This window comes from Stenotrophomonas sp. Ste96 (assembly GCF_024519495.1).
GTDB classification, from domain to species: domain Bacteria; phylum Pseudomonadota; class Gammaproteobacteria; order Xanthomonadales; family Xanthomonadaceae; genus Stenotrophomonas; species Stenotrophomonas bentonitica_A.
Map to the genome: position 1 here is coordinate 1095621 of NZ_JALJRX010000001.1, position 20972 is coordinate 1116592.

Below are 20972 nucleotides of genomic sequence, written 5' to 3' on the forward strand. Positions count from 1 at the left end.
GGGGCACGTGAGCTCAGCCTAGACGCCGGGCTTCGCTGACGCCGGGCAGTGCGTCCAGCTTGCCCAGCAGGGTGGAAAGCTGCCCGTAGTCGCTGACCTTCAGCCGCAGCCGCAGGTGCGCCCGGCCGCTGTTGCGGACGTTGTCGCTGTGGATGTCCAGGACGTAGGCATCCTCCTGCGCGATCAGGTTGGTGATGTCCTTGAGCAGCCAGCGCCGGTCGACCGCATCGACCACCACGTCCACTTCATAGCCACCGCCGGCCTGGCCCCACTCCACGGGAAGAATGCGCTGCGGGCTGGCTGCGGCCAGCCGGGCCAGCGCCGCACAGTCGGTGCGGTGCACGGTGACGCCACGCGCCCGCGTGAGGTAGCCGACGATCGGTTCGCCGGCCACCGGCTGGCAGCAGCGGGCCAGCTGCACCAGCAGGTTGCCCACGCCCTGCACGGTGAAGTTGGCACTGCGCACGCTGTCGCGCCGCGCCGTGGGCCGCGGCATCGCCGGCACCGCCGGCTGGCTGGCGGCCCGTTCGGCTTCCAGCAGCGCGCGGCTGACCTGGTTCGGCCCCGTGTCGCCCAGCGCGACCTGGATATAGAGATCGTCGACGCTGTCGGCGTGGAATTTCTTCACCGCGATGGCAAGGTCGGCATGCTGCAGGCCGAGCCGCTTCAGCTCGCGCTCGAGCAGTTCGCGGCCGGCCTGCACATTGCGTGCGCGGTCCAGCTTGTGGAACCAGCCGCGCACCTTTTCACGCGAGCGGTTGCTGGCCAGGAAGCCACTGGAGGCCAGCAGCCAGTCCCGCCGGGGGTCGGCCTCCTTGCCGGTCAGGATCTCGACGCGGTCGCCGCTGCGCAGCCGGTAGGTCAACGGCACGATGCGGCCATTGACCTTCGCGCCGCGGCAACGGTGCCCGACCATGGTGTGCACGTGGTAGGCAAAATCCAGCGGCGTGGCGCCCTGCGGCAGGTCCATCACCTCGTCCTTGGGGCTGAGCGCGTAGACCCGGTCCTCGGTCAGCTCGGCATCCAGCGCGCCGGCCAGCTCACCGCCGTGCCCCTCCTGGGATTGCTCCAGCAACTGGCGCATCCAGGTGATCTTGCGGTCGAAGGCCTTCTCCGCGCCCTTGCTGCCTTCCTTGTAGCGCCAGTGCGCGGCCACGCCGAGCTCGGCCTGGGCGTGCATGTCGTGGGTCCGGATCTGCACTTCGATGGTGCGACCTTCCGGGCCGACCACGGCGGTATGCAGCGAGCGGTAATCATTGGCCTTCGGGCGCGCGATGTAATCGTCGAACTCGCTCGGCACCGGCGCCCACAGCGCGTGCACCACGCCCAATGCGGCGTAGCAGGCGGCCACGTCGTCCACCATCACGCGTACCGCACGGATGTCGTAGAGCTGCTCGAACGCCAGCCGCTTCTTCTGCATCTTCCGCCAGATGCTGTAGATGTGCTTCGGCCGGCCGCTGACCTCGGCGCGGATGCCCTGCGCCAGCAACTCGCGCGACAGCGCCTTTTTGACGGCCTCGACATAGCGCTCGCGCGCCAACCGGGTTTCGTCGACCTCGCGGGCGATGCGGCGGTAGGTCTCCGGTTCGAGGTGGCGGAACGCCAGGTCTTCCAGCTCCCACTTCAACTGCCAGATGCCGAGCCGGTTCGCCAGCGGCGCGTGGATGTCGCGGGTGAGCTGGGCCAACGCGCGCCGTTCCTCCTCGGGCAGGCGATCGGCACCGCGCATGCGGGCCAGCTGGCGGGCGAGCAGGATCGGCACCACGCGCAGATCGCGGATGATCGACAGCAGCAGGCGACGCAGCCCCTCGCTGTTGCGACCGGCCTCTCGCCCGGCGTGCAGCGCCCAGACCTGGTCGGCCGCGTCCAGCCCGTCCAGCAGGCCGACCACCACCGGCTTGAGCGCACCGACCGGCAACGCGTCCAGCCCGGCGCGCAGCCACGGCAGATCGAACAGCAGGGTGGCCAGCAGCGCCGACTCGTCGGCCGACAGCAGCGACAGCGCATCAAGCGTGTCGGCCAGCACCGGCCAGCCCGCGCGCATTTCCAGATCGGCCTCGGGCTGCTGCCAGCGCTGCAGCAACGCCTCGCGCAGTTCGGTCGGCAGCGAAGCCACCGAGGGTCGGTTCAACAAGGCATCCAGGCCGGGGGCAGAAGCGCGGTTCACAGCATCGTACAGACAAGACAGAGGCCATCTACACTAGCGCCGCAGCGCCCCCCCGACAATCGCCGTCGCCTGCATGTGCACATGCCCGGGCGCTGGCACTACACTGCGGCCATCCCTAGGAGAGACCCTGCCATGCGCTTTTCCCGTCTGCGGTTGTTGGCCTGCGCGGCCATTGTGATGAGTGTGTCGCTGCCGGCGCTGGCCCAGCGCGTGGTGGAAGGCGATCTGCAGCAGCAGATGTCGCCGGCCGAGTTCAAGGCGGCCGGGCTGGAGAAACTCACACCGCAGGAACTGACCGAGCTCAACAACTGGCTGCAGGGCAAAGTGGCCGCCCTGGCGGCCGACGCACGCGAGCAGGCCCGCGAAGAGGGGCGCCAGGAAGTCATCGTGAAGAACCACGGTTTCTTCGATTTCGGCACCAAGGAGCCGATCAAAAGCACCTTGACCGGTGCGTTCCGCGGCTTCGGCAAGGGCCAGCGTTACGTGCTCGCCAACGCGCAGGAGTGGGAGCAGATCGACGACGCCCAGGTCGGTGGCGTCCGCCGCCAATCGCCCGAGGTCAGCATCGCTCCCGGCCTGGGCGGCGTGTGGTACATGCAGGTGCAGGGCGTCAACACCCGCGCCAAGGTCCGCCGCGTCAAGTAATCCGTACCTGGTTCCCCGTGCCGCACCGGCACGGGGCTTGCCGGATCAGGCCTTCTGCAGCGCGGCCACGCGCTGGGCCAGTTTCTTGGCCGAAATGCCGGTACGCGCCCCGAGCTCCTGGGCGAACAGCGACACCCGCAGCTCCTCCAGGTCCCAGCGCAGGTCCTGCCACTGCGGCCGCTGGCGCAGGCCGCGCGCGTCGGCCTGCGCCAGCGCCTCCACGAACGGACGCAGCTCGAGCATGCGGGCCTGATCACGCGGTGGATCACGCTTGGCACGCTCGGTGCGCAGGATCATCGCGCGCAGATAGCGCGGGTACTGCGCCAACGCGTCGGCCGGCGTGTCACGCAGGAACCCGGGATGGACCAGCGCGGCAAGCTGCTGCTCCATGTCATCGAGATTGCCACGCGCCCACCCCATCAGCGGCGCTTCCAGCTGTGGTTTGAGCTCGGCCACGTGGGCGAGGATGTTCTCGGCCAGCTTCAGGCGCGCCATCGCCTCACCGAACAACGCCTTGCCCGCCTCGGCACTGCGTTTGGCGAACGCGGCAGGGTCGCGGATATCACCCAGCCCGTCGGCCAGCACGGCATTCATCGCCGCGTCGACCAGATCGCCCCGCAGCCGCTCCTGCGATTCGATCGCGGCGTACAGCAGCCCGGTCTTGGGCGGCACCGGCAATTGCTTGCGCGCCTGCTTGGCCTTGTCGGCCAGCGCGATCTCCATCAATCGACGAACCCCGAGCGGATGCTGCTCGAGCGCTTCGTTGCGGTCGGCGAAGATCTTCAGCGCTGCGGTCTCACCCTGATCGACCAGCGCCGGATACGCCGGCACGCCGGCTTCGCCGGGCACCTGCAGCGGGATCGGGGTGGCCGGGAAATCGCGTAGCCCTTCCGCGGCCAGCGCACGCCCTGCGCGTGCGGCGAAGGCCTCACCGGCCTTGTCGCCGAAGCGCGCGCGCAGCGCCTCCAGATCGCGCGAGGTCGCCAGCACCTTGCCGTCCGCATCGCGCAGGCGCAGGTTCATGCGCAGGTGCGGCTCCAGCGAGGCTTCGTCGAAATCGGTCGCGGCCAGCTTGGCACCCGTCGCGCGCGAGAGGAACCGCGCCAGTTCGCCCCGGATGTCATCGGCGGTCGGTTCGGCGAAGGCCTCGGCAAACGCGCGGCCAAAGTCCGGTGCCGGCACATAGTTGCGGCGCATCGCCTTGGGGAGGCTGCGGATCAATGCGGCGGCCTTGTCAGCGACGAAACCCGGCGCCAGCCACGACAGCCGCGCCGGATCCAGCGCGTTGAGCAGGTGCAGCGGCACCTCCAGCGTCACACCATCGTCCTCGGCACCGGGTTCGAAGGTGTAATGCAGCGCCAGCCGCGCATCGCCCAGCGGCAGGTACCTGGGATAGCGCTCGGCATCGCTGCCTTCGCCCGGCAGCAGATCGGCCAGCGTCCACGACAGCGCCCGGCGCTTCTCCGGCGCCAGTGCTTTCCACCAGGTATCCAGGCCCATCGCCGAATGGATCTCGGCCGGAATCCGGTCCAGGTACCAGCGCGCCTGCCAGCCTTCATCGGCGACGATACCGGCGCGGCGCAGCTTGGCTTCTTCTTCGCGCGCCTGTTCCAGCACCTTGAGGTTGTCGGCGACGAAGCCGGCCCGGGTGTTGATCTCGCCGGTCACCAGGCCCTGGCGCACGAAGATGTCATGCGCCTCGCCCGGCGCGATGCGGCCGTAATGCACCGGTTTTTTCGGGGCCAGCACCAGCCCGAACAGGCTGATCTGCTCCGAGGCCAGCACCTGGCCCTGCGCACGCGACCAGTGCGGATCGAAGTGCTTGCGCAGCAGCAGATGCGGCAGTTCGTTGATGACCCAGTCCGGCTCGATCGCCGCGTTGGTCAGACCCCAGATCTTCTGGGTGTCAAGCAGTGTTGCAGTGAGCAGCCACGGCGGCGGCCGCTTGGCCAGGGCCGAGCCCGGGAACGGCAGGAAGCGACGCTGGCGCGGCGCCAGGAAATCGCCCTTGTCGCTGCGATGGCCGATCTGCGTGGGCAGGCCGGCGATCAGCGCGCGGTGCAGGGTCTGGTACGCCGCGGCGCGCACCTTGTCGCTGAACGCGCTGCGTGCCTCGGGATCGGCACCGTTGCCGGGCGCGGCCTTGTCCTCGGCAGGCGACGGTTCGGATTTCCCTTCGCGGGCCAGGCGCGCGGCACGGTGCTGCTGGCCACGCGTCGCCTTGATCCTGGCCTCGTCATCGCGCGCCGGCGCCGGTGCAGAGGAACCGGCCAGCAGCGGCGCCAACGAGGTCTCGGCCGGCTCTTCATTCCAGCCCAGTTCTTCGCACAGCACGCGCAGTTGGCGATGCAGCTCCCGCCATTCGCGCATGCGCAGGAAACCAAGAAAATGTCGCCCACACCAGTCGCGCAGCTTGGACTGGGTGAGATCTTCGTGGGCCTGGCGGTAGCCGTCCCACAGTCGCAGCACGCCGACGAATTCCGAGCGCCCATCGGCGAACAGCGCATGTGCGTTGTCCGCGGCGGCGCGCGCTTCCGGTGGGCGCTCACGCGGGTCCTGGATGCCCAGGAACGAGGCGATCACCAGCATCGGCCGCAGGCAGCCCTGTGCCTGCGCGGCGACCAGCATGCGAGCCAGTTTCACGTCCACCGGCAGGCGCGCCATCTGGCGCCCGATCGGGGTCAGGCGGCGCTCGGCATCGACCGCACCCAGCTCACCCAGCTGCTGCCAGCCATCGGCGATGGCGCGTTCATCCGGTGCTTCCAGGAACGGGAAATCCTCGATCCTGCCCAGGCCCAGCTGCAGCATCCGCAGGATCACCCCGGACAGGCTGGAGCGACGGATTTCCGGATCGGTGAACTCCGGGCGCGACTGGAAATCCGCTTCGGAATAAAGCCGGTAGCAGATGCCTTCGGAGACACGACCGCACCGGCCCTTGCGCTGGTTGGCGCTGGCCTGCGAGACCGCTTCGATATGCAGCCGGTCCAGTTTCTGGCGCGGGCTGTAACGCTTGATGCGGGCGAAGCCGGGGTCGATCACATAGCGGATGCGCGGCACCGTCAGCGAGGTTTCCGCGACGTTGGTGGCCAGCACGATACGCCGGTTGCTGCCCGGGTTGAACACCAGGTCCTGGTCCTTGACCGACAGCCGCGCATACAGCGGCAGCACGTCGGTGCCGCGGTACTTGCGCCGCTCCAGTGCCTGGTGCGCATCGCGGATTTCGCGCTCGCCCGGGAAGAACAGCAGGATGTCGCCACGCGGATCGATGCGGGTGATTTCATCCACCGCCGCGACCACCGCGTCATTCACGGTGCGCTCGCCATCGCGGCCACCGTCGGCGTCGCCGCCGCCCTCGCCTTCCAGCGGGCGGTAGCGCACGTCCACCGGGAAGGTGCGGCCTTCCACGCTGATCACCGGCGCATCATCGAAGTGCTGGGCGAAGCGCGAGGTATCGATGGTCGCCGAGGTGACGATCAGTTTGAGATCCGGGCGCTTCTTCAGCAGCTGCTTCAGATAGCCCAGCAGGAAATCGATGTTGAGGCTGCGTTCGTGCGCCTCGTCGACGATGATCGTGTCGTAGTTGGACAGCCAGCGGTCACTGCTGATCTCGGCCAGCAGGATGCCGTCGGTCATGAACTTGATGCGGGTATCGTCACCGACACGGTCGGTGAAGCGCACCTGGTAACCCACGGTGGTGCCCAGTTCGGACTGCAGCTCCTGCGCGACACGCGTGGCCACCGCACGTGCGGCAATCCGCCGCGGCTGCGTGCAGCCGATCATGCCGGCGGTGCCACGGCCGGCGGCCAGGCACAGCTTGGGCAGCTGGGTGGTCTTGCCCGAGCCGGTCTCACCGGCGATCACCACGACCTGATGGTCGCGGATCAGCGCGGTGATGGCCTCGGCTTCACGCGCAATCGGCAGCTGCTCGTCCAGAGTGATGGCCGGCTGATTCAGCGCACGCGCTTCACGGCGCTGCACGGACGCCTGCAAGGCCTGCTCGAACGCCGCCGCCAGCCCCGCATCCGCCGGTTTGGCCCGCCAACGCGAGAGCATCCCCAGCAAACGACCGCGGTCGCGGCTCATGGCCCCGTTGATCGCGGCCTGCTGCTGGACCAGGCGTGCTGCATGTGGTTTTTCGATAGCGCTCATCAATCGATTCGTTTAGAACTTTTGTTTACTACTGAAAGGGTAGTTTGATCTATTGTGAAGGCCATCCGATTCATCCCATCCATAAGGAGTTCTCCCATGGCGAAGACGACCAAGACCCCGGCAAAGCCCAAGACGGCCAAGCAGAAACTCGGCGCGGCGGCCCCGTCGGCCCCGAACATTGATATCGGGATCAAGGAGGGCGATCGCAAGAAGATCGCCGATGGACTGTCGGCCTTCCAGGCAGATGCGTTCACGCTTTACCTGAAGACCCACAACTTCCATTGGAACGTGACCGGGTCGATGTTCAACTCGCTGCACACCATGTTCGAGACCCAGTACACCGAACAGTGGGCCGCCCTGGACGACGTCGCTGAACGCATCCGTGCACTGGGCTTCAACGCCCCGGGCTCCTACCGCGAGTTCGCGGCCCTGACCTCGATCGCCGAGGAGCCGGGCCTGACCGACAGCGCGGACTGGCGTGAAATGGTACGCCAGTTGGTCACCGCCAACGAGGCCGTGTGCCGCACTGCCCGGAAAGTGCTGGATGTGGCCGACGATGCCGATGACGCACCGACCGAAGATCTGATGACCCAGCGCCTGCAGACCCACGAAAAGTACGCCTGGATGCTGCGTTCGCTGCTGCAGTAATCCCCCTGGGGGCCTTGCCCCCGCGGGAGTTCCAAGGTTGCGCTGCGGCGCGCCCCCCTTGACTCAAGGGGGGCTGCCTGGTCGAAGGGTGTCCCGCTTACGTTCACATCCGGAATGGGATGACCCGCCTCGGGGCGCCCAGCCCTGTAAACTACGGCGATGTCTTCCCGCCCCGCGCACGACCTGCTCAGCCGCATCTTTGGTTACGACGAATTCCGCGGTCCGCAGCAGGCGATCGTCGAGCATGTCGCCGCCGGCAATGACGCGCTTGTCCTCATGCCCACCGGCGGCGGCAAGTCGCTGTGCTACCAGGTCCCCTCCCTGCTCCGCGACGGCACCGGCATCGTCATTTCGCCGCTGATCGCGCTCATGCAGGACCAGGTCGAAGCCCTGCGCCAGCTCGGCGTCCGCGCCGAATACCTCAACTCCACCCTCGATGGCGAAACCAGTGCGCGCGTCGAACGCGAACTGCTCGCCGGCGAACTGGACATGCTCTACGTCGCGCCTGAGCGCCTGCTCACCGGTCGCTTCCTGTCGCTGCTCTCGCGCAGCCGGATCGCCCTGTTCGCCATCGACGAAGCCCACTGCGTCTCCCAGTGGGGCCACGACTTCCGCCCCGAATACCGCCAGCTCACCGTCCTGCACGAACGCTGGCCCGACGTGCCGCGCATCGCGCTGACCGCCACCGCCGATCCGCCCACCCAGCGCGAGATCGCCGAACGCCTGGACCTCACCAACGCCCAGCACTTCGTCAGCTCCTTCGACCGGCCCAACATCCGCTACACGGTCGTCCAGAAGGACAACGCCAAAAGGCAGCTGCTGGACTTCCTCAAGGTCCACCGCGGGGCCGCCGGCATCGTCTACTGCATGTCGCGGCGCAAGGTCGAGGAAACCGCCGAGTTCCTCTGCAAGGAGGGCCTGAACGCCCTGCCCTACCACGCCGGCCTGCCGCCCGAGGTCCGCGCCGCCAACCAGCGTCGCTTCCTGCGCGAGGATGGCATCGTCATGTGCGCCACCATCGCCTTCGGCATGGGCATCGACAAACCGGACGTGCGTTTCGTCGCGCATACCGACCTGCCCAAATCGATGGAAGGCTATTACCAGGAAACCGGCCGCGCCGGTCGCGATGGCGAGCCCGCCGAGGCCTGGCTCTGCTACGGCCTGGGCGACGTGGTGCTACTCAAACAGATGATCGAGCAGTCCGAGGCGGGCGAAGAGCGCAAAGCGCTGGAACGCTCCAAGCTGGACCACCTGCTCGGCTACTGCGAATCCATGCAGTGCCGCCGCCAGGTCCTGCTGGCCGGCTTCGGCGAGACCTACCCCCAGCCCTGCGGCAACTGCGACAACTGCCTGCTGCCGCCCGATGCCTGGGATGCCAGCGTCGCCGCCCAGAAGGCATTGAGCTGCGTCTACCGCAGTGGCCAGCGCTTCGGCGTGGGCCATCTGATCGACATCCTGCGCGGGGGCGAGAACGAGAAGGTCCGCCAGTTCGGGCATACCGAACTGAGCACCTATGGCATCGGCAAGGATCTGGACGCGCGTACCTGGCGCAGCGTGTTCCGCCAGCTGGTCGCCTCCAGCCTGCTCGAGGTGGACAGCAGCGCCTACGGCGGGCTGCGCCTGACCGATGGCAGCCGCGAGGTGCTCAAGGGCCAGCGCAAGGTCATGATGCGCCGCGAGACGCCCAAGGCGGCCCGCGAGCGCGATCGCAGCGGCCAGCGCACCGGCCTGTCGGTGCTGCCTCAGGACCTGGCGCTGTTCAATGCGCTGCGGGGCCTGCGCGCCGAACTCGCGCGCGAGCAGAACGTGCCGGCCTTCGTGATCTTCCACGACAGCACCCTGCGCAACATTGCCGAACAGCGCCCCACCAGCGTCGATGCGCTGGGCCGGGTCGGGGGCATCGGTGGCACCAAGCTGGCCCGTTACGGCGACCGCCTGGTCGAGATCGTGCGCGAGGAAGGCTGATGCGCCGGGGCGGCCAGACAGACCTTGCTCCAGAGTTGAACCGCGTGTTCAGCCATAGGTGCGACCGTGCGGATTTGGCAGTAAGGTGAGCCCCATGTCCGCCAGTGGCCTGCTCCTGCGAGTCGTCCTGATGCTCAGCCTGTTGCTCAACGGGCTGAACGTGGCCATGGCCGGCCCGATGGCGCTCGCCCTGGCCGAGCCGGCCACCGCAAGCCGTGCCGCACCGCCCTGCCATGATGCACCGGCGGCCGCTCTCCCGCATGACCATCACGCCGTGCCCGGTGCCGCCAGCGGCGTGCAGGCGCCTCACGATGGCGACCACTGCAAGATCAAGGACTGCCTGCGCAGCTGCGCGCAGCAACCCAGCCTGACCGCCCAGGTCGCCTGGCTGGCCACGCCCCCGCCGCTGTCGCTGGCCCCGCTGCCGGCCCCGCATCCGTCGCAACCGACACCGCCGCTGGACCGCATCACCCGCCCTCCGATCGCCTGATCCGCAGCGCTCTGCGAGCGCCTGCCTGATGCCCTGCCCGCATGGCCCCGCCTGCGGGCGTTGCCGGCACCCCGCGTGCCATTCGAATCGGATCCGGAGTTGCAATGTCTTTCCTTAAAACACCCGGCACGGGCACCCCGCCCATGCCGTCACGCCGCCTGTTCGTGCAGGGCGTGGCTGCCGGCGGCGTGGTCGCCGGTCTGGCCGCCACCGGCCTGAGCCCACGCGCCTTCGCGGCCGCCGGCCCCGGCCTGGCCGGTGCCCCGCAGGTGCTCAGCAGCCATGACGTGCAGCTGAGCATCGGCGAATCGCTGGCCAACTTCACCGGGCGCACCCGCCCGGCGATCACCGTCAACGGCAGCCTGCCGGCGCCGATCCTTCGCTGGCGCGAAGGCCAGACGGTCAACATCCGGGTGGCCAACACGCTGCAGGGGCACCCCACCTCCATCCACTGGCACGGCCTGCTGCTGCCGGCCAACATGGACGGCGTGCCCGGCCTGAGCTTCAACGGCATCGCCCCCGGCGAGGCCTACCAGTACCGGTTCACCCTCAAACAGTCGGGCACGTACTGGTACCACAGCCATTCGATGTTCCAGGAACAGGCCGGCCTGTACGGCGCGCTGATCATCGACCCGCTCGAGCCGGCGCCTTACCGCTTCGACCGCGAGCACGTGATCGTGCTCTCGGACTGGACCGATATGGACCCTGGCGCGCTGTTCCGGCGCATGAAGAAGCTCGCCGAGCACGACAACTACTACAAGCGCACCCTGCCCGACTTCCTCCGTGATGTGCGCCGGGATGGCTGGGCCGCAGCCACCGCCGACCGCGGCATGTGGGGCCGGATGCGGATGACGCCGACCGACATCTCCGACATCAACGCCCACACCTATACCTACCTGCTCAACGGCACCGCCCCGGCGGGCAACTGGACCGGGCTGTTCCGCAGTGGCGAGAAGGTGCTGCTGCGCTTCATCAACGGGGGCTCGATGACCTACTTCGATGTGCGCATCCCCGGCCTGAAAATGACCGTGGTCGCCGCCGATGGCCAGTACATCCACCCGGTCAGCATCGATGAGTTCCGCATCGCACCGGCCGAGACCTTCGATGTGATCGTCGAACCCAGTGGACAGGATGCCTACACGATCTTCTGCCAGGACATGGGCCGCACCGGCCATGCCGCCGGCACGCTGGCGGTCCGCCACGGCCTGCAGGCGCCGGTTCCCGAGCGCGACCCGCGCCCATTGCTGACCATGAGCGACATGGGCCATGACATGGGCCATGCCGGAAACGGTATGGCGGGGCACGACATGAAGGGCATGGAAGGTGGCTGCGGCGCGAGCATGGGCCATGGCGCGCACGGCGCTGATTCCAAGGCGCCGCGCCACCCGGCCAGCGAAAAAGGCAATCCGCTGGTGGACATGCAGAGCATGGCCACCGACCCCAAGCTCGATGATCCCGGCATCGGCCTGCGCGACAACGGTCGTCACGTGCTGACCTACGGTGCGATGCGCAGCCTGTTCGACGATCCCGATGGCCGCGATCCCGGCCGCGAGGTCGAGCTGCACCTGACCGGCCACATGGAGAAATTCAGCTGGTCCTTTGATGGCATTCCCTTCGCCAGCGCCGAACCGCTGCGCCTGAACTACGGTGAACGCATGCGCATCGTGCTGGTCAACGACACGATGATGCAGCACCCGATCCATCTGCACGGCGTGTGGAGCGATCTGGAAAACGCCGATGGCCAGTTCCACCTGCGCAAGCACACCATCGACATGCCACCGGGCACCCGCCGCACCTATCGCGTGCGCGCCGACGCGCTCGGCCGCTGGGCCTACCACTGCCATCTGCTGTACCACATGGAAGCGGGCATGATGCGCGAAGTGAGGATCGAAGAATGAGCCGCGCTCCGCTTACCGCGATGTCCACCCTCAGCGCTGCCCTGCTGCTGGCCTTGTCCGCCCCGGCATGGGCGCAGTCGCATGCCGGCCATGCCACGGCACCGATCACGGCCGATGCGCCACCGGCAGATGGCGGGAGCGTCGATCACAGCCAGATGGATCACTCGACGATGGACCATGGCAGCGCCGATCACAGCCAGATGGACCATTCGACGATGGACCATGGCAGCGCAGATCACAGCCAGATGGATCACTCGACGATGGACCACGGCAGCGCCGATCACAGCCAGATGGACCACTCGACGATGGACCATGGCATGCAGAAGCCACCCGCGCTCATCGAGCCGCGCGAACCGATTCCGGTGGTGACACCCGCCGACCGCCTCGCCGCGTTCCCTGCGATCGACCACGGTGCGATGGAGCATGCACCGGAGATCCACAGCATGCTGCTGGTCAATCGCCTGGAACACTGGGACGGCCAGCACGGTACCGGCCAGGCCTGGGAGGCCAGCGGCTGGGTCGGTGGCAACATCAACCGGCTATGGCTGCGCAGCGAAGGCGAGCGCGGTGACGGCCGCACCCAGTCGGCCAATCTCGAGGTGATGTACGGCCGCAGCGTCTCGCCGTGGTGGGACGTACTGGTCGGCGTGAAGCAGGATTTCCGCCCGGCGGATTCGCGCACGTGGGCGGCGTTCGGCATCCAGGGCCTGGCGCCGTACAAGTTCGAGACCTCGGCCACGGCCTACATCGGCGAAGGCGGACAGTTTGCTGCGACGGTGGAAGTGGAGTACGAGCTGCTGCTGACCAACCGCCTGATCCTGCAGCCGCTGGTGGAGGCCACGTTCTCGGCCAAGGACGAGCCGGCGTACGGCAACGGTTCGGGACTCAACAAGGTCGAGGCCGGGCTGCGCCTGCGCTACGAGTTCAGCCGCCGCTTCGCGCCTTACATCGGCATCAGCCACGAGCGGCTGTTCGGCGATACCGCTGATTACCACGAGGCGGCCGGTGAGCGCGCGCGCGATACCCGCTGGGTGGCGGGCGTGCGCGTCTGGTTCTGATCCAGCGGCCGTGACAGGTTCCGGGTGCCCCTGGTACCCGGAACCCCTGCCAGTTGAAGCGATGCCGTAAGCTGCCGGCCCGCTCTGCCTGCCTTGCGCCATGACGTTGACCCTCCGCCGCGCCACCCTTGCCGATGCCGATGCGCTCTCGGCGATCGCCATCGCCACCTACACCGAGACCTTTGGCGATTCGTACCCGCCGCAGGATCTGCGCGATTTTCTGGACAGCCACTACGCGGTCGAGCCACAACGCCGCGAGCTCGCCGACCCACGCAATGCGGCGTGGCTGCTGGAAGACGGCGCACGTGTGGTGGGCTATCTCGCCGCAGGGCCGAACAGCCTGCCGCATGCCGATGCCGCCGAGGGCGATATCGAACTCAAACGTCTCTACCTGCTCGCCAGCCACCAGGGCGGTGGTCACGGCGCGCGCCTGATGGACGCGTTCCTGGCGTGGCTCGATCAACCGCAGCGGCGCACGCTGTGGGTCGGCGTATGGTCGGAAAATCCGGGTGCGCAGCGCTTCTATGCGCGCTATGGCTGCAGCAAGGTCGGCGAATACGATTTTCCGGTCGGCGACAGTGTCGACCGGGAATTCATCCTGCGCCGCGCCTGAGCACGGCACAGGCGCCTGTCAGAAGTCGAACAGGTCCGACAGGAAGCTTTCTTTTTTCTTCTTGCGGTAGCCGTGCTGGTCGCCGTACGGCTGCTGGCCCAGATGGCGGGTGTCACGGTGCTGCACGGCGGCCGGCGGCGGCGGAGCAGCCGCGCGTACCGGGGCCGGTGCTGCGGCACCGGCCGAGCGCTCGATGATCTTGTCCAGCTCGCCACGGTCCAGCCACACGCCACGGCACTGCGGGCAGTAATCGATCTCGATGCCCTGGCGCTCGGACATCTGCAGCGCTTGGGTCTTGCATACGGGGCATTGCATGGGCAGTTATCCAAGGGGCAAAGCCGCACTCTAGCCGGTCCCACCTGACCGTGGTGCAACGCGGCCATGACCGATGGCCCCCCGACCAATGCCCCATGCTGCCCGGCCTGTCCTCGCCAACACTCCACGCATCCCTGGATATGGAGCGTCCCATGCCGTCCTTCCGCCTGCCCACCTGGCTGGCCACCTGCGTGGTCGTGCTGACCCTGGCCGTGTCGATCAATCTGCGCGACCTCGCCGCGTGGCTGGGCACCCCGATCCCGAAGCTGCCGATCCCCTATGGCGGCGCCATCCTCGACAACGGCTTGGGCGTGCTGCTGGTGCTGCTCGTGGCCGCGCTGCTGGTGCGGCCGGGGCAGCGCCTGCACGCGCTGCTCGGGTTGCGCTGGAATGGCTGGCAGGGGCCGGCCCTGGCGCTGCTGGCGACGTTGCCGTGCTGGCTGGGTCTGTGGTGGCTGGGGGGATTCAATCCGACCCAGGATGTGCTCGCCCTGCTGATGCTCGGCGTGCTGTTTCCACTCGCCGAAGAGATCATCTTCCGCGGTTTCGGTTTCATCTTCGCGCACCGCCAGCAGCGTTGGCCGTGGCTGGCTGCCGCGCTGGTCCAGGCCGTGATCTTCGGTGCCATCCACTGGTGGTCGTTCGGCGGTGGCGGCGGCATGGCCCTGCAGGTGTTCGCCATCACCGGCATCGGTGGGCTGGTGTTCGCCTGGCTTAATACTCTGGACGATTACACCCTGTGGAGCGGGCTGGCCCTGCATGTCTCGCTCAACCTGGCCTGGAACGTGTTCGTGATCACCGAGGCCACGGCCGTCGGTTGGCCGGCTACCGTGCTGCGCCTGTCAGCGGCAGGGCTGGCGGTGGCGCTGGTCTGGGCCTGGCACCGTCGCAGGCCCCGGTCCCTCACACCGGCATGAACTACCCGAAGGCAGGCCACGCGGGGGGTTCACCCGGCATTTCGGCGCCGTCCACGGCCTCCTCACCGGCGGCCCGCGATACTTGCGCGCCCCTGTCCGGGGGTAAGCAGGAACCACGCTCCATGTTGTTGTCCAAGCACCATCCCGAACCCCGCGTGCTGTTGATCGAAGACACCGAAGACACCCGCGAACTGAGCCGCATGGCACTGGAAAGCCAGGCCTGCGAAGTTGTTGCGGTCAGTTCGGCGGAAGCCGCGCTGGGGCTGCTCCAGGCCGGCGAGCGCTTCGATCTGGTGTTCACCGATGTCTGCCTGGGTGCGGTCAGCGGCATCGAGGCCGCCCATCGGGTCAAGCAGGAACGGCCCGGGCTGCCGGTGCTGGTCACCTCGGGCCTGGAGCCTTCCGTCGTGGTGCCGCAGCTCGGCCCTGGCATGCATTTCCTGCCCAAGCCGTACAGCATGAGCGAACTGCTCGACGCGATCCGGGCCTGTTTCCAGCAACCGCTGGCCGCCTGCGCCTGAGGCGGCTGATCGGGTTGAATGGCGGGTGATCTTCATCCGGATTTCATGCCCGCGTGCCCATCGTCGGCGTCAGTGAAACGCGCTTCCTTTCCCTGCCGGAATCGACGTCATGCTTTTTCGTACGCTGCTGGCCACGCCCCTGCTGTTGCTGCTTCCGTTCGAGAACGCGCGTGCGGATGATTTCGTCACCTGCGAGAGCCGCGACAACCGCTATCAATCCTGCACCCTGCCCCGCGCCGGCTACGTCACCCTGGACCGCAAGCTGTCCGGTGCGGACTGCCGGCAAGGCCGCACCTGGGACTACGACCGCCGCGAGGTCTGGGTGGATGATGGCTGCCGGGCCTCGTTCCGGGTTCACGGCGGCAGCGACCGTGATGATCGCCACGATGATGACAACCATGACGCCAAGGTCGCCGCCGGCGTGCTGATCGGCGCGGCCATCCTCGGCGCGCTGGCGCACAACGCCAACAAGGATGACGCGCGCTACGACGACGACACCTACCAGGGCGCCCGGCATACGTCCTACGTGCCCGGCTGGATGATCGGAGAATTCGAGGGCTACAACCCGACCTTCAATGCCGACATCCGCATGCGCATCGACAGCGATGGCCGGATGAGCGCGCAGACCCGCGGCCAGACGTTGAATGGCTGGATCAACGGCGGCCAGCTCAACGTCGGCAGCAGCGTGTTCGATATCAGCCAGAGCCGCGACGGGTTCGTCACGACCGAGGTCGGCGACCGGCAGAACGAGGTGCGCTACCGCCGCGTGCGCTGAGCGACGCGGCGGTGGCCGGCATCACCGGGCGATCTGGCACTGCAGCGTGGTGCCGTAGAAGTCCAGGGTGGTCTGGTCGTCGTGGATACGCAGATCGACGCCCTCCCGGCCCCAGCGGCCGCCATTGTTCTCGTCCTTGCTCACGGGCATCGGGAAGACGATCGCCTGATCGTTGCCCCAGCTGACCACGGCCGCGGTCGGGTCGATGTCGTTGTAGAACACCGCCGTCACCGGCTTGCTGTTGTCGTCACAGCGGTACTCGACCTTCGCCGGCACCTGGATGCCGCCGCCGTTGATGGTCAGCTCGACCAGACGGGTCTGATAGGACTCCACCAGGCAGCGCTGGGGATCCACCGCGCGCGAACAGGCATCGCGCCCTTTGATCCAGCCACGCTGTTCGGCCGCGATGTCCAGCTCGTCCGGGCTGGTCTGCACGCGCTTGTAGAGCGCGGCCAGCTGACGGTCCAACGCGGCCAGCCGGGGATCGACGCACACCAGCTTCTCGGCCTCGGACTGTGCCTTGGCGCAATCGAACGATGGAGACTGGGTCGCGGCAGCGGCAGGGTCGGCGGGCTTGGCCGCGGTGGGGGCCTCGGCGGTGGCCGACGGGCCCGCCTGATCGGCGGATTCAGGTTTGGAGCACGCCGCGAGCGCAAGCGCCCCCAGGCTCAGCAGGACGACACGTTTCATGGCACCTCCAACAGCAATCAGCTCAAAGACGGCCTATTGTGCGCGATCGCGTGCGTAGCGGGTGTATGCGGCGCCTCCTCCAGCCGACACGGTCCGCCCGGCGCAAGGATGGGCCCGTGGCGTCCTTCCCTGCGATGCTCGTGGCGCTTCTCCGCCTCGACGTGCAGGTGTGCGCACGGCACCACTGCCACTACCTGCGAGGCGTTCCCTTGACTAAGATCGAGGGTGGACAGTCACGCGGAAGCCGGATGTGCCGGCCCGACTCAGGGAGGATGTGATGGCAATCATGCGATGGATGGCGGGCCTGTTGGCGGCGATGGGCACGCTCTCGGCCAGTGGCGTGAGCGCGGCCGCGGCAGTGGATCGGGATGCCTGGCGGGCAGATTACGCGGTGCTCAAAGCAGCATTGCAGAGCGACTACGCGCACCTGGCCTGGATGGCCTCGCCCGAGAGCGGCGTCGATCTGCCGACCCTTGATGCCCGGGCACAGCGCCACCTCGCCGAGGCACGCAATGACGCCCAGGCCACCCAGGCGCTGCGCAGTTTTCTGGCCGGCTTCCATGATGGCCACCTTGCGCTGCTCGACCGGCTGGATGCAGGCGGCACGTCCCAGCCACCACGGGCTGTCGATCCGCGCACGCTGGGCCCGAGTGCCGGTTGCGCCGCGCTCGGGGTCGCCGATGAAGGCCGGCAGGATTTCAGCCTTCCGCTGGAAACACTGCCCGGCTACACACCCCTGGACGGCCAGGCAGACCCTGCGCTGCGCGCCGGCATCCTCGCGTTGCCCGAGGGACGCAAGGTGGGCGTGCTTCGGCTGCACGAGTTCGATGCGCTGCGCTATCCCGGTCTATGCCACGCGCTGTGGCCACAGCTGCGCCATGCCGATTCCATCGGCGACATGCGCAGCGCGCTGGTGAACGGCTGGGTGGCCATGATCGCCGACAGCCTGCGCCGGTTCCAGCACGATGGCGTCGATGCCGTGCTGGTCGATGTCGGCGACAACCCGGGCGGGGATGACAGTGGCGACACGCTTGCGCGGTTGTTCAGCCCGCGGCCGGTCACGTCGGCCACGCTGCTGGTCAGTCAGTCCGCCGCAGGCAAGCCCTATCTCGACGAACAGTACGAGCGACTCGACGATGCCCTGCGCCGCCATCATCCGGCCGCCACCGCCCGCCGCCTGCTGACGGCGGAGCGCGCCAGCTTCGATGCTTCGCGGCGTGCACTGAGCCTTCCGGCCTGCGACCTGTCCTGGGTGTGGCGGACCCAGCAGCCATGGAACGGCGGCCAGTGCCGCCGCCTGGTCGCGGCAGGCACCTCCGGTGGCCCGCTGCCAAGCCAGGCGGTGGATACGCTGGACGATTTCCTGATCGCCCACCGTCTCGACTGGGCACAGGACCTGCGCGCCCACTGGGGTGCGTGGGACGGGCCGGTCTACGTCATCACCAATGGCAAGACCGTGTCCTCGGCGGAGATGTTTGCCGCGCGCATGCAGGACAACCGCATCGCGCGCATCGTCGGCACCGGTAGTGGTGGCTACGGCTGCGGTTTCATGAGCGGCGCCCCATCGCGCGAGCTGCCCCACTCACACCTGCGCATGCGCATTCCGGACTGTGTCCGGTTGCGCGCCGACGGCACCGATGAGGTGGCCGGCATCGCGCCCGATCTACCGATCACGCCCCGCGCTGGCGAAGGGGCACGCGCACGCGCGCAACGACTGCTGGAGACCGTTGCCGAGGACATCACGCGGCACTGAGCCGCTCGCTGCAGTGCCTCCTGCGCGTTGCGGAAACCCGCAGGACACGGCGGGAATCCTGCGCGCTAGAGACGCGCGCCCTGCGTGGCACCATGCTCGGTGGTCTCGTCGTACTGTTTGTCGCGCGCGGCGTACTCATCGAGAACCGCTTTCCCGATGCGGTTGAGTTCCTCACCGAGCTGCGGGCAGCGCATCCCGCCACCGACGGCGGCGAACCGCCGCTGGATCTCCTCGGCAGCCTGATCGGCATGCGCTGCATGGCCGTCTTCATGTACCCGCAGCGCCTGGCTGTAGCGCGCCCATTCCTGTTGCAACGAGGCGGGCGCCGTGTCCGCGCCGGTCCAGCGCGGCAGCACCATGGTGGCCCTCACCTGCATGCGCACCTTGCCGAGTCTGCAACCTGCACCTCGTGGGGCATAGTCGAAGTTCCACCCCACGTACCAGTCCACGTGGCCGTGATGGCGCACGCCGTCCTTGCCGACGGGCCCGTGCGCGTTCAGTGAGGCGCGCAGTTCCTGCAGGGTGTCGCCCTGCACGTCGTAGTAGGTGATCGTCAGATCCTGCGCGGCGCCCGCATCCAGGGCAATCAGGGCAAGGACCAGTGCAGTGCCAGGCAGCAGCGCGCGGGGACGGAAGGTAGACCGGGGATGTGGGAGCTGGTTGTTCACGACGCGTTCCATGCAGAAGGGACGGGGCCTGATGCGATCCGGGGCGAACCGGAGGCATGAAAAAGGCGACCTCGCGGTCGCCTTGATCATGGATGCAATGGTGGGCCGTGATGGATTCGAACCATCGACCAAAAGATTAAAAGTCTTCTGCTCTACCAACTGAGCTAACGGCCCATTGCATCCCCGACATGACGCCGGGGGTGCGCATTCTAACGCATCTTCGCGCTCATGCGTACCCGTCCGGCATCACACGTAGTGGGTGGGATCCGGTACGCCGGCATCCGTGAAACCCTGCGCGCGCAGGCGGCAGGCGTCGCAGTGCCCGCAGGCGCGGCCCTGGTCATCGGCGTTGTAGCAGGACACGGTCAGGCCGAAGTCCACGCCGAGGCGAACGCCTTCACGCACGATGTCGGCCTTGCTCAGGAACTGCAGCGGCGCGTGGACCTGGATGCCCGCCCCTGCCACGCCCGCCTTGGTCGCCAGGTTGGCCAGCGCCTGGAAGGCCTGGATGAACTCCGGGCGGCAATCGGGGTAGCCGGAGTAATCCACGGCGTTGACGCCACAGAAGATGTCGTTGGCGCCCAGCACCTCGGCCCAGCCCAGCGCGACGGACAGCATGATGGTGTTGCGGGCCGGCACGTAGGTGACCGGGATGCCCTCACCGCCCGCTTCGGGCACGTCGATATCGTCGGTCAGGGCCGAGCCGCCGATGCTGCGCAGGTCGACGTTGACGGTTTTGTGGGCCACCGCGCCCAGCGCGCTGGCGACCGCCGCGGCGGCGTCGAGTTCGGAGGTGTGGCGCTGGCCGTAGCGCACGCTCAGGGCGTGGACGGCGAAACCCTGCTCGCGGGCGATGGCGACGACGGCGGCGGAGTCCATGCCGCCGGACAGGAGGACGACTGCTTTCTTCATGGGGGTGTTTCCGGTGGTTTGCAGGGAACCAGCACGCTGTCCCGCGCCGGGTACATCAGGGAATGCCGAGGCGGCTTACCGGCCCGGCTCGTCATTCCACAGAAGCTTGTGCAGCTGCATCTGGAAGCGCACCGGCAGGCGGTCGGCGACGATCCAGTCGGCCAGCTCGCGCGGGCTGACCTCGCTCTTGCTCGGCGAGAACAACACCATGCTGCGCTCGTTGAGGCGATGCTCACGGACCATGCCACGGGCCCATTCGTAATCTTCGCGGCTGCACAGGACGAACTTGATCTGGTCGCGCTTGGTCAGCAGCGGCAGGTTCTCCAGGCGGTTGCGGGCCATTTCGCCGGAGCCGGGGGTCTTCAGATCGACCACCCGCGAGACGCGCGGATCGACGGCGCTGACATCCAGCGCACCGGAGGTTTCCAGCGAGACGTCCAGGCCGGCATCGCAGAGCTTCTCCAGCAGCACCAGGCAGCGCTTCTGCGCCAGCGGCTCGCCACCGGTCACGCAGACGTGGTGCACGCCCTGGGCCAGCACCTCTTCCACGATCGCGTCGATGTCCCACCAAGTGCCGCCATGGAAGGCGTAGGCGGTATCGCAGTACGTGCAGCGCAGCGGGCAGCCGGTCAGGCGCACGAACACGGTCGGCCAGCCGGCGGTATCGGCTTCGCCCTGCAGGGACAGGAAGATCTCGGTGATCTTCAGTCGCGGCAGCGGGGACTGCACGATCTCACTGGGGAGTGCGGCGGCAGCGGACAGGGTCGTGGTCATGGCGGTGATTCTTG

The 20972-nt window shown here is 67.9% G+C and carries 18 protein-coding genes and 1 tRNA gene; 11 read left to right on the plus strand and 8 right to left on the minus strand.

What is annotated here, in order from left to right; all coding sequences use genetic code 11:
- Positions 1-13: 13 nt before the first annotated feature.
- Positions 14-2167 (minus strand): bifunctional (p)ppGpp synthetase/guanosine-3',5'-bis(diphosphate) 3'-pyrophosphohydrolase, encoded by a 2154-nt coding sequence (locus OC373_RS05025; protein WP_261997178.1) that lies wholly within the window; start codon positions 2165-2167, stop codon positions 14-16.
- Positions 2168-2299: 132 nt separating this feature from the next.
- On the opposite strand from OC373_RS05025, the gene OC373_RS05030 reads away from it, so the two are divergent.
- On the plus strand, positions 2300-2812 hold the full coding sequence (locus tag OC373_RS05030) for a hypothetical protein (protein WP_070425757.1): 513 nt from the start codon (positions 2300-2302) through the stop codon (positions 2810-2812).
- Positions 2813-2857: 45 nt separating this feature from the next.
- Here the strand turns inward: OC373_RS05030 and hrpA are convergent, their stop codons facing one another.
- Positions 2858-6961: an ATP-dependent RNA helicase HrpA gene (gene hrpA, locus OC373_RS05035; RefSeq protein ID WP_261997179.1), complete on the minus strand. Its 4104-nt coding sequence runs from the start codon at positions 6959-6961 to the stop codon at positions 2858-2860.
- A gap of 96 nt (positions 6962-7057) precedes the next feature.
- On the opposite strand from hrpA, the gene OC373_RS05040 reads away from it, so the two are divergent.
- From OC373_RS05040 to OC373_RS05065, 6 genes are all read left to right on the plus strand, one after another.
- Positions 7058-7609 carry a Dps family protein gene (locus tag OC373_RS05040; RefSeq protein WP_019185151.1) on the plus strand — a complete coding sequence of 184 codons (552 nt, stop codon included), beginning with the start codon at positions 7058-7060 and terminating at the stop codon, positions 7607-7609.
- Positions 7610-7768: 159 nt separating this feature from the next.
- Positions 7769-9574 (plus strand): DNA helicase RecQ, encoded by a 1806-nt coding sequence (recQ, locus tag OC373_RS05045; RefSeq protein WP_070425759.1) that lies wholly within the window; start codon positions 7769-7771, stop codon positions 9572-9574.
- 94 nt (positions 9575-9668) lie between these two features.
- Positions 9669-10064, plus strand: a complete 396-nt coding sequence (locus OC373_RS05050) for a CopL family metal-binding regulatory protein (protein ID WP_261997180.1) — start codon at positions 9669-9671, stop codon at positions 10062-10064.
- A gap of 104 nt (positions 10065-10168) precedes the next feature.
- Positions 10169-11962 carry a copper resistance system multicopper oxidase gene (locus tag OC373_RS05055; protein ID WP_070425760.1) on the plus strand — a complete coding sequence of 598 codons (1794 nt, stop codon included), beginning with the start codon at positions 10169-10171 and terminating at the stop codon, positions 11960-11962.
- Positions 11959-13020, plus strand: a complete 1062-nt coding sequence (locus OC373_RS05060) for a copper resistance protein B (RefSeq protein ID WP_261997181.1) — start codon at positions 11959-11961, stop codon at positions 13018-13020. Before OC373_RS05055 ends, OC373_RS05060 begins: the two co-directional genes overlap by 4 nt.
- A gap of 100 nt (positions 13021-13120) precedes the next feature.
- Positions 13121-13633, plus strand: a complete 513-nt coding sequence (locus tag OC373_RS05065; RefSeq protein ID WP_261997182.1) for a GNAT family N-acetyltransferase — start codon at positions 13121-13123, stop codon at positions 13631-13633.
- 18 nt (positions 13634-13651) lie between these two features.
- Here the strand turns inward: OC373_RS05065 and OC373_RS05070 are convergent, their stop codons facing one another.
- Positions 13652-13948: a zf-TFIIB domain-containing protein gene (locus OC373_RS05070; RefSeq protein ID WP_070471280.1), complete on the minus strand. Its 297-nt coding sequence runs from the start codon at positions 13946-13948 to the stop codon at positions 13652-13654.
- 152 nt (positions 13949-14100) lie between these two features.
- Between OC373_RS05070 and OC373_RS05075 the strand changes: the two genes are divergently transcribed.
- From OC373_RS05075 to OC373_RS05085, 3 genes are all read left to right on the plus strand, one after another.
- Positions 14101-14865 (plus strand): CPBP family intramembrane glutamic endopeptidase, encoded by a 765-nt coding sequence (locus OC373_RS05075; protein ID WP_261997183.1) that lies wholly within the window; start codon positions 14101-14103, stop codon positions 14863-14865.
- 122 nt (positions 14866-14987) lie between these two features.
- Entirely contained in the window at positions 14988-15386 is a 399-nt protein-coding gene (locus OC373_RS05080; RefSeq protein WP_019185159.1) for a response regulator, read from the plus strand.
- A 109-nt stretch (positions 15387-15495) separates the two neighbouring features.
- Positions 15496-16161 carry a DUF3011 domain-containing protein gene (locus OC373_RS05085; protein WP_019185160.1) on the plus strand — a complete coding sequence of 222 codons (666 nt, stop codon included), beginning with the start codon at positions 15496-15498 and terminating at the stop codon, positions 16159-16161.
- Between the two features lie 21 nt (positions 16162-16182).
- Here OC373_RS05085 and OC373_RS05090 read toward each other — a convergent pair whose 3' ends face one another.
- The gene (locus tag OC373_RS05090; RefSeq protein WP_261997184.1) at positions 16183-16851 is read right to left on the minus strand and encodes a lysozyme inhibitor LprI family protein; all 669 of its coding nucleotides are present in this window, start codon (positions 16849-16851) and stop codon (positions 16183-16185) included.
- Between the two features lie 277 nt (positions 16852-17128).
- On the opposite strand from OC373_RS05090, the gene OC373_RS05095 reads away from it, so the two are divergent.
- Positions 17129-18604: a S41 family peptidase gene (locus OC373_RS05095; RefSeq protein WP_261997185.1), complete on the plus strand. Its 1476-nt coding sequence runs from the start codon at positions 17129-17131 to the stop codon at positions 18602-18604.
- Between the two features lie 65 nt (positions 18605-18669).
- Here OC373_RS05095 and OC373_RS05100 read toward each other — a convergent pair whose 3' ends face one another.
- The 4 genes from OC373_RS05100 to queE all read right to left on the minus strand — a co-directional run bounded on the left by OC373_RS05100 (position 18670) and on the right by queE (position 20958).
- The gene (locus OC373_RS05100) at positions 18670-19272 is read right to left on the minus strand and encodes a DUF922 domain-containing Zn-dependent protease (RefSeq protein WP_261997186.1); all 603 of its coding nucleotides are present in this window, start codon (positions 19270-19272) and stop codon (positions 18670-18672) included.
- Between the two features lie 98 nt (positions 19273-19370).
- Positions 19371-19446 (minus strand) — tRNA-Lys (locus tag OC373_RS05105).
- Positions 19447-19518: 72 nt separating this feature from the next.
- Complete coding sequence (gene queC, locus OC373_RS05110; RefSeq protein ID WP_261997187.1) at positions 19519-20184, minus strand: 7-cyano-7-deazaguanine synthase QueC; 666 nt, start codon at positions 20182-20184, stop codon at positions 19519-19521.
- Positions 20185-20259: 75 nt separating this feature from the next.
- Positions 20260-20958, minus strand: a complete 699-nt coding sequence (gene queE / locus OC373_RS05115; RefSeq protein ID WP_046272627.1) for a 7-carboxy-7-deazaguanine synthase QueE — start codon at positions 20956-20958, stop codon at positions 20260-20262.
- Positions 20959-20972: the final 14 nt, after the last annotated feature.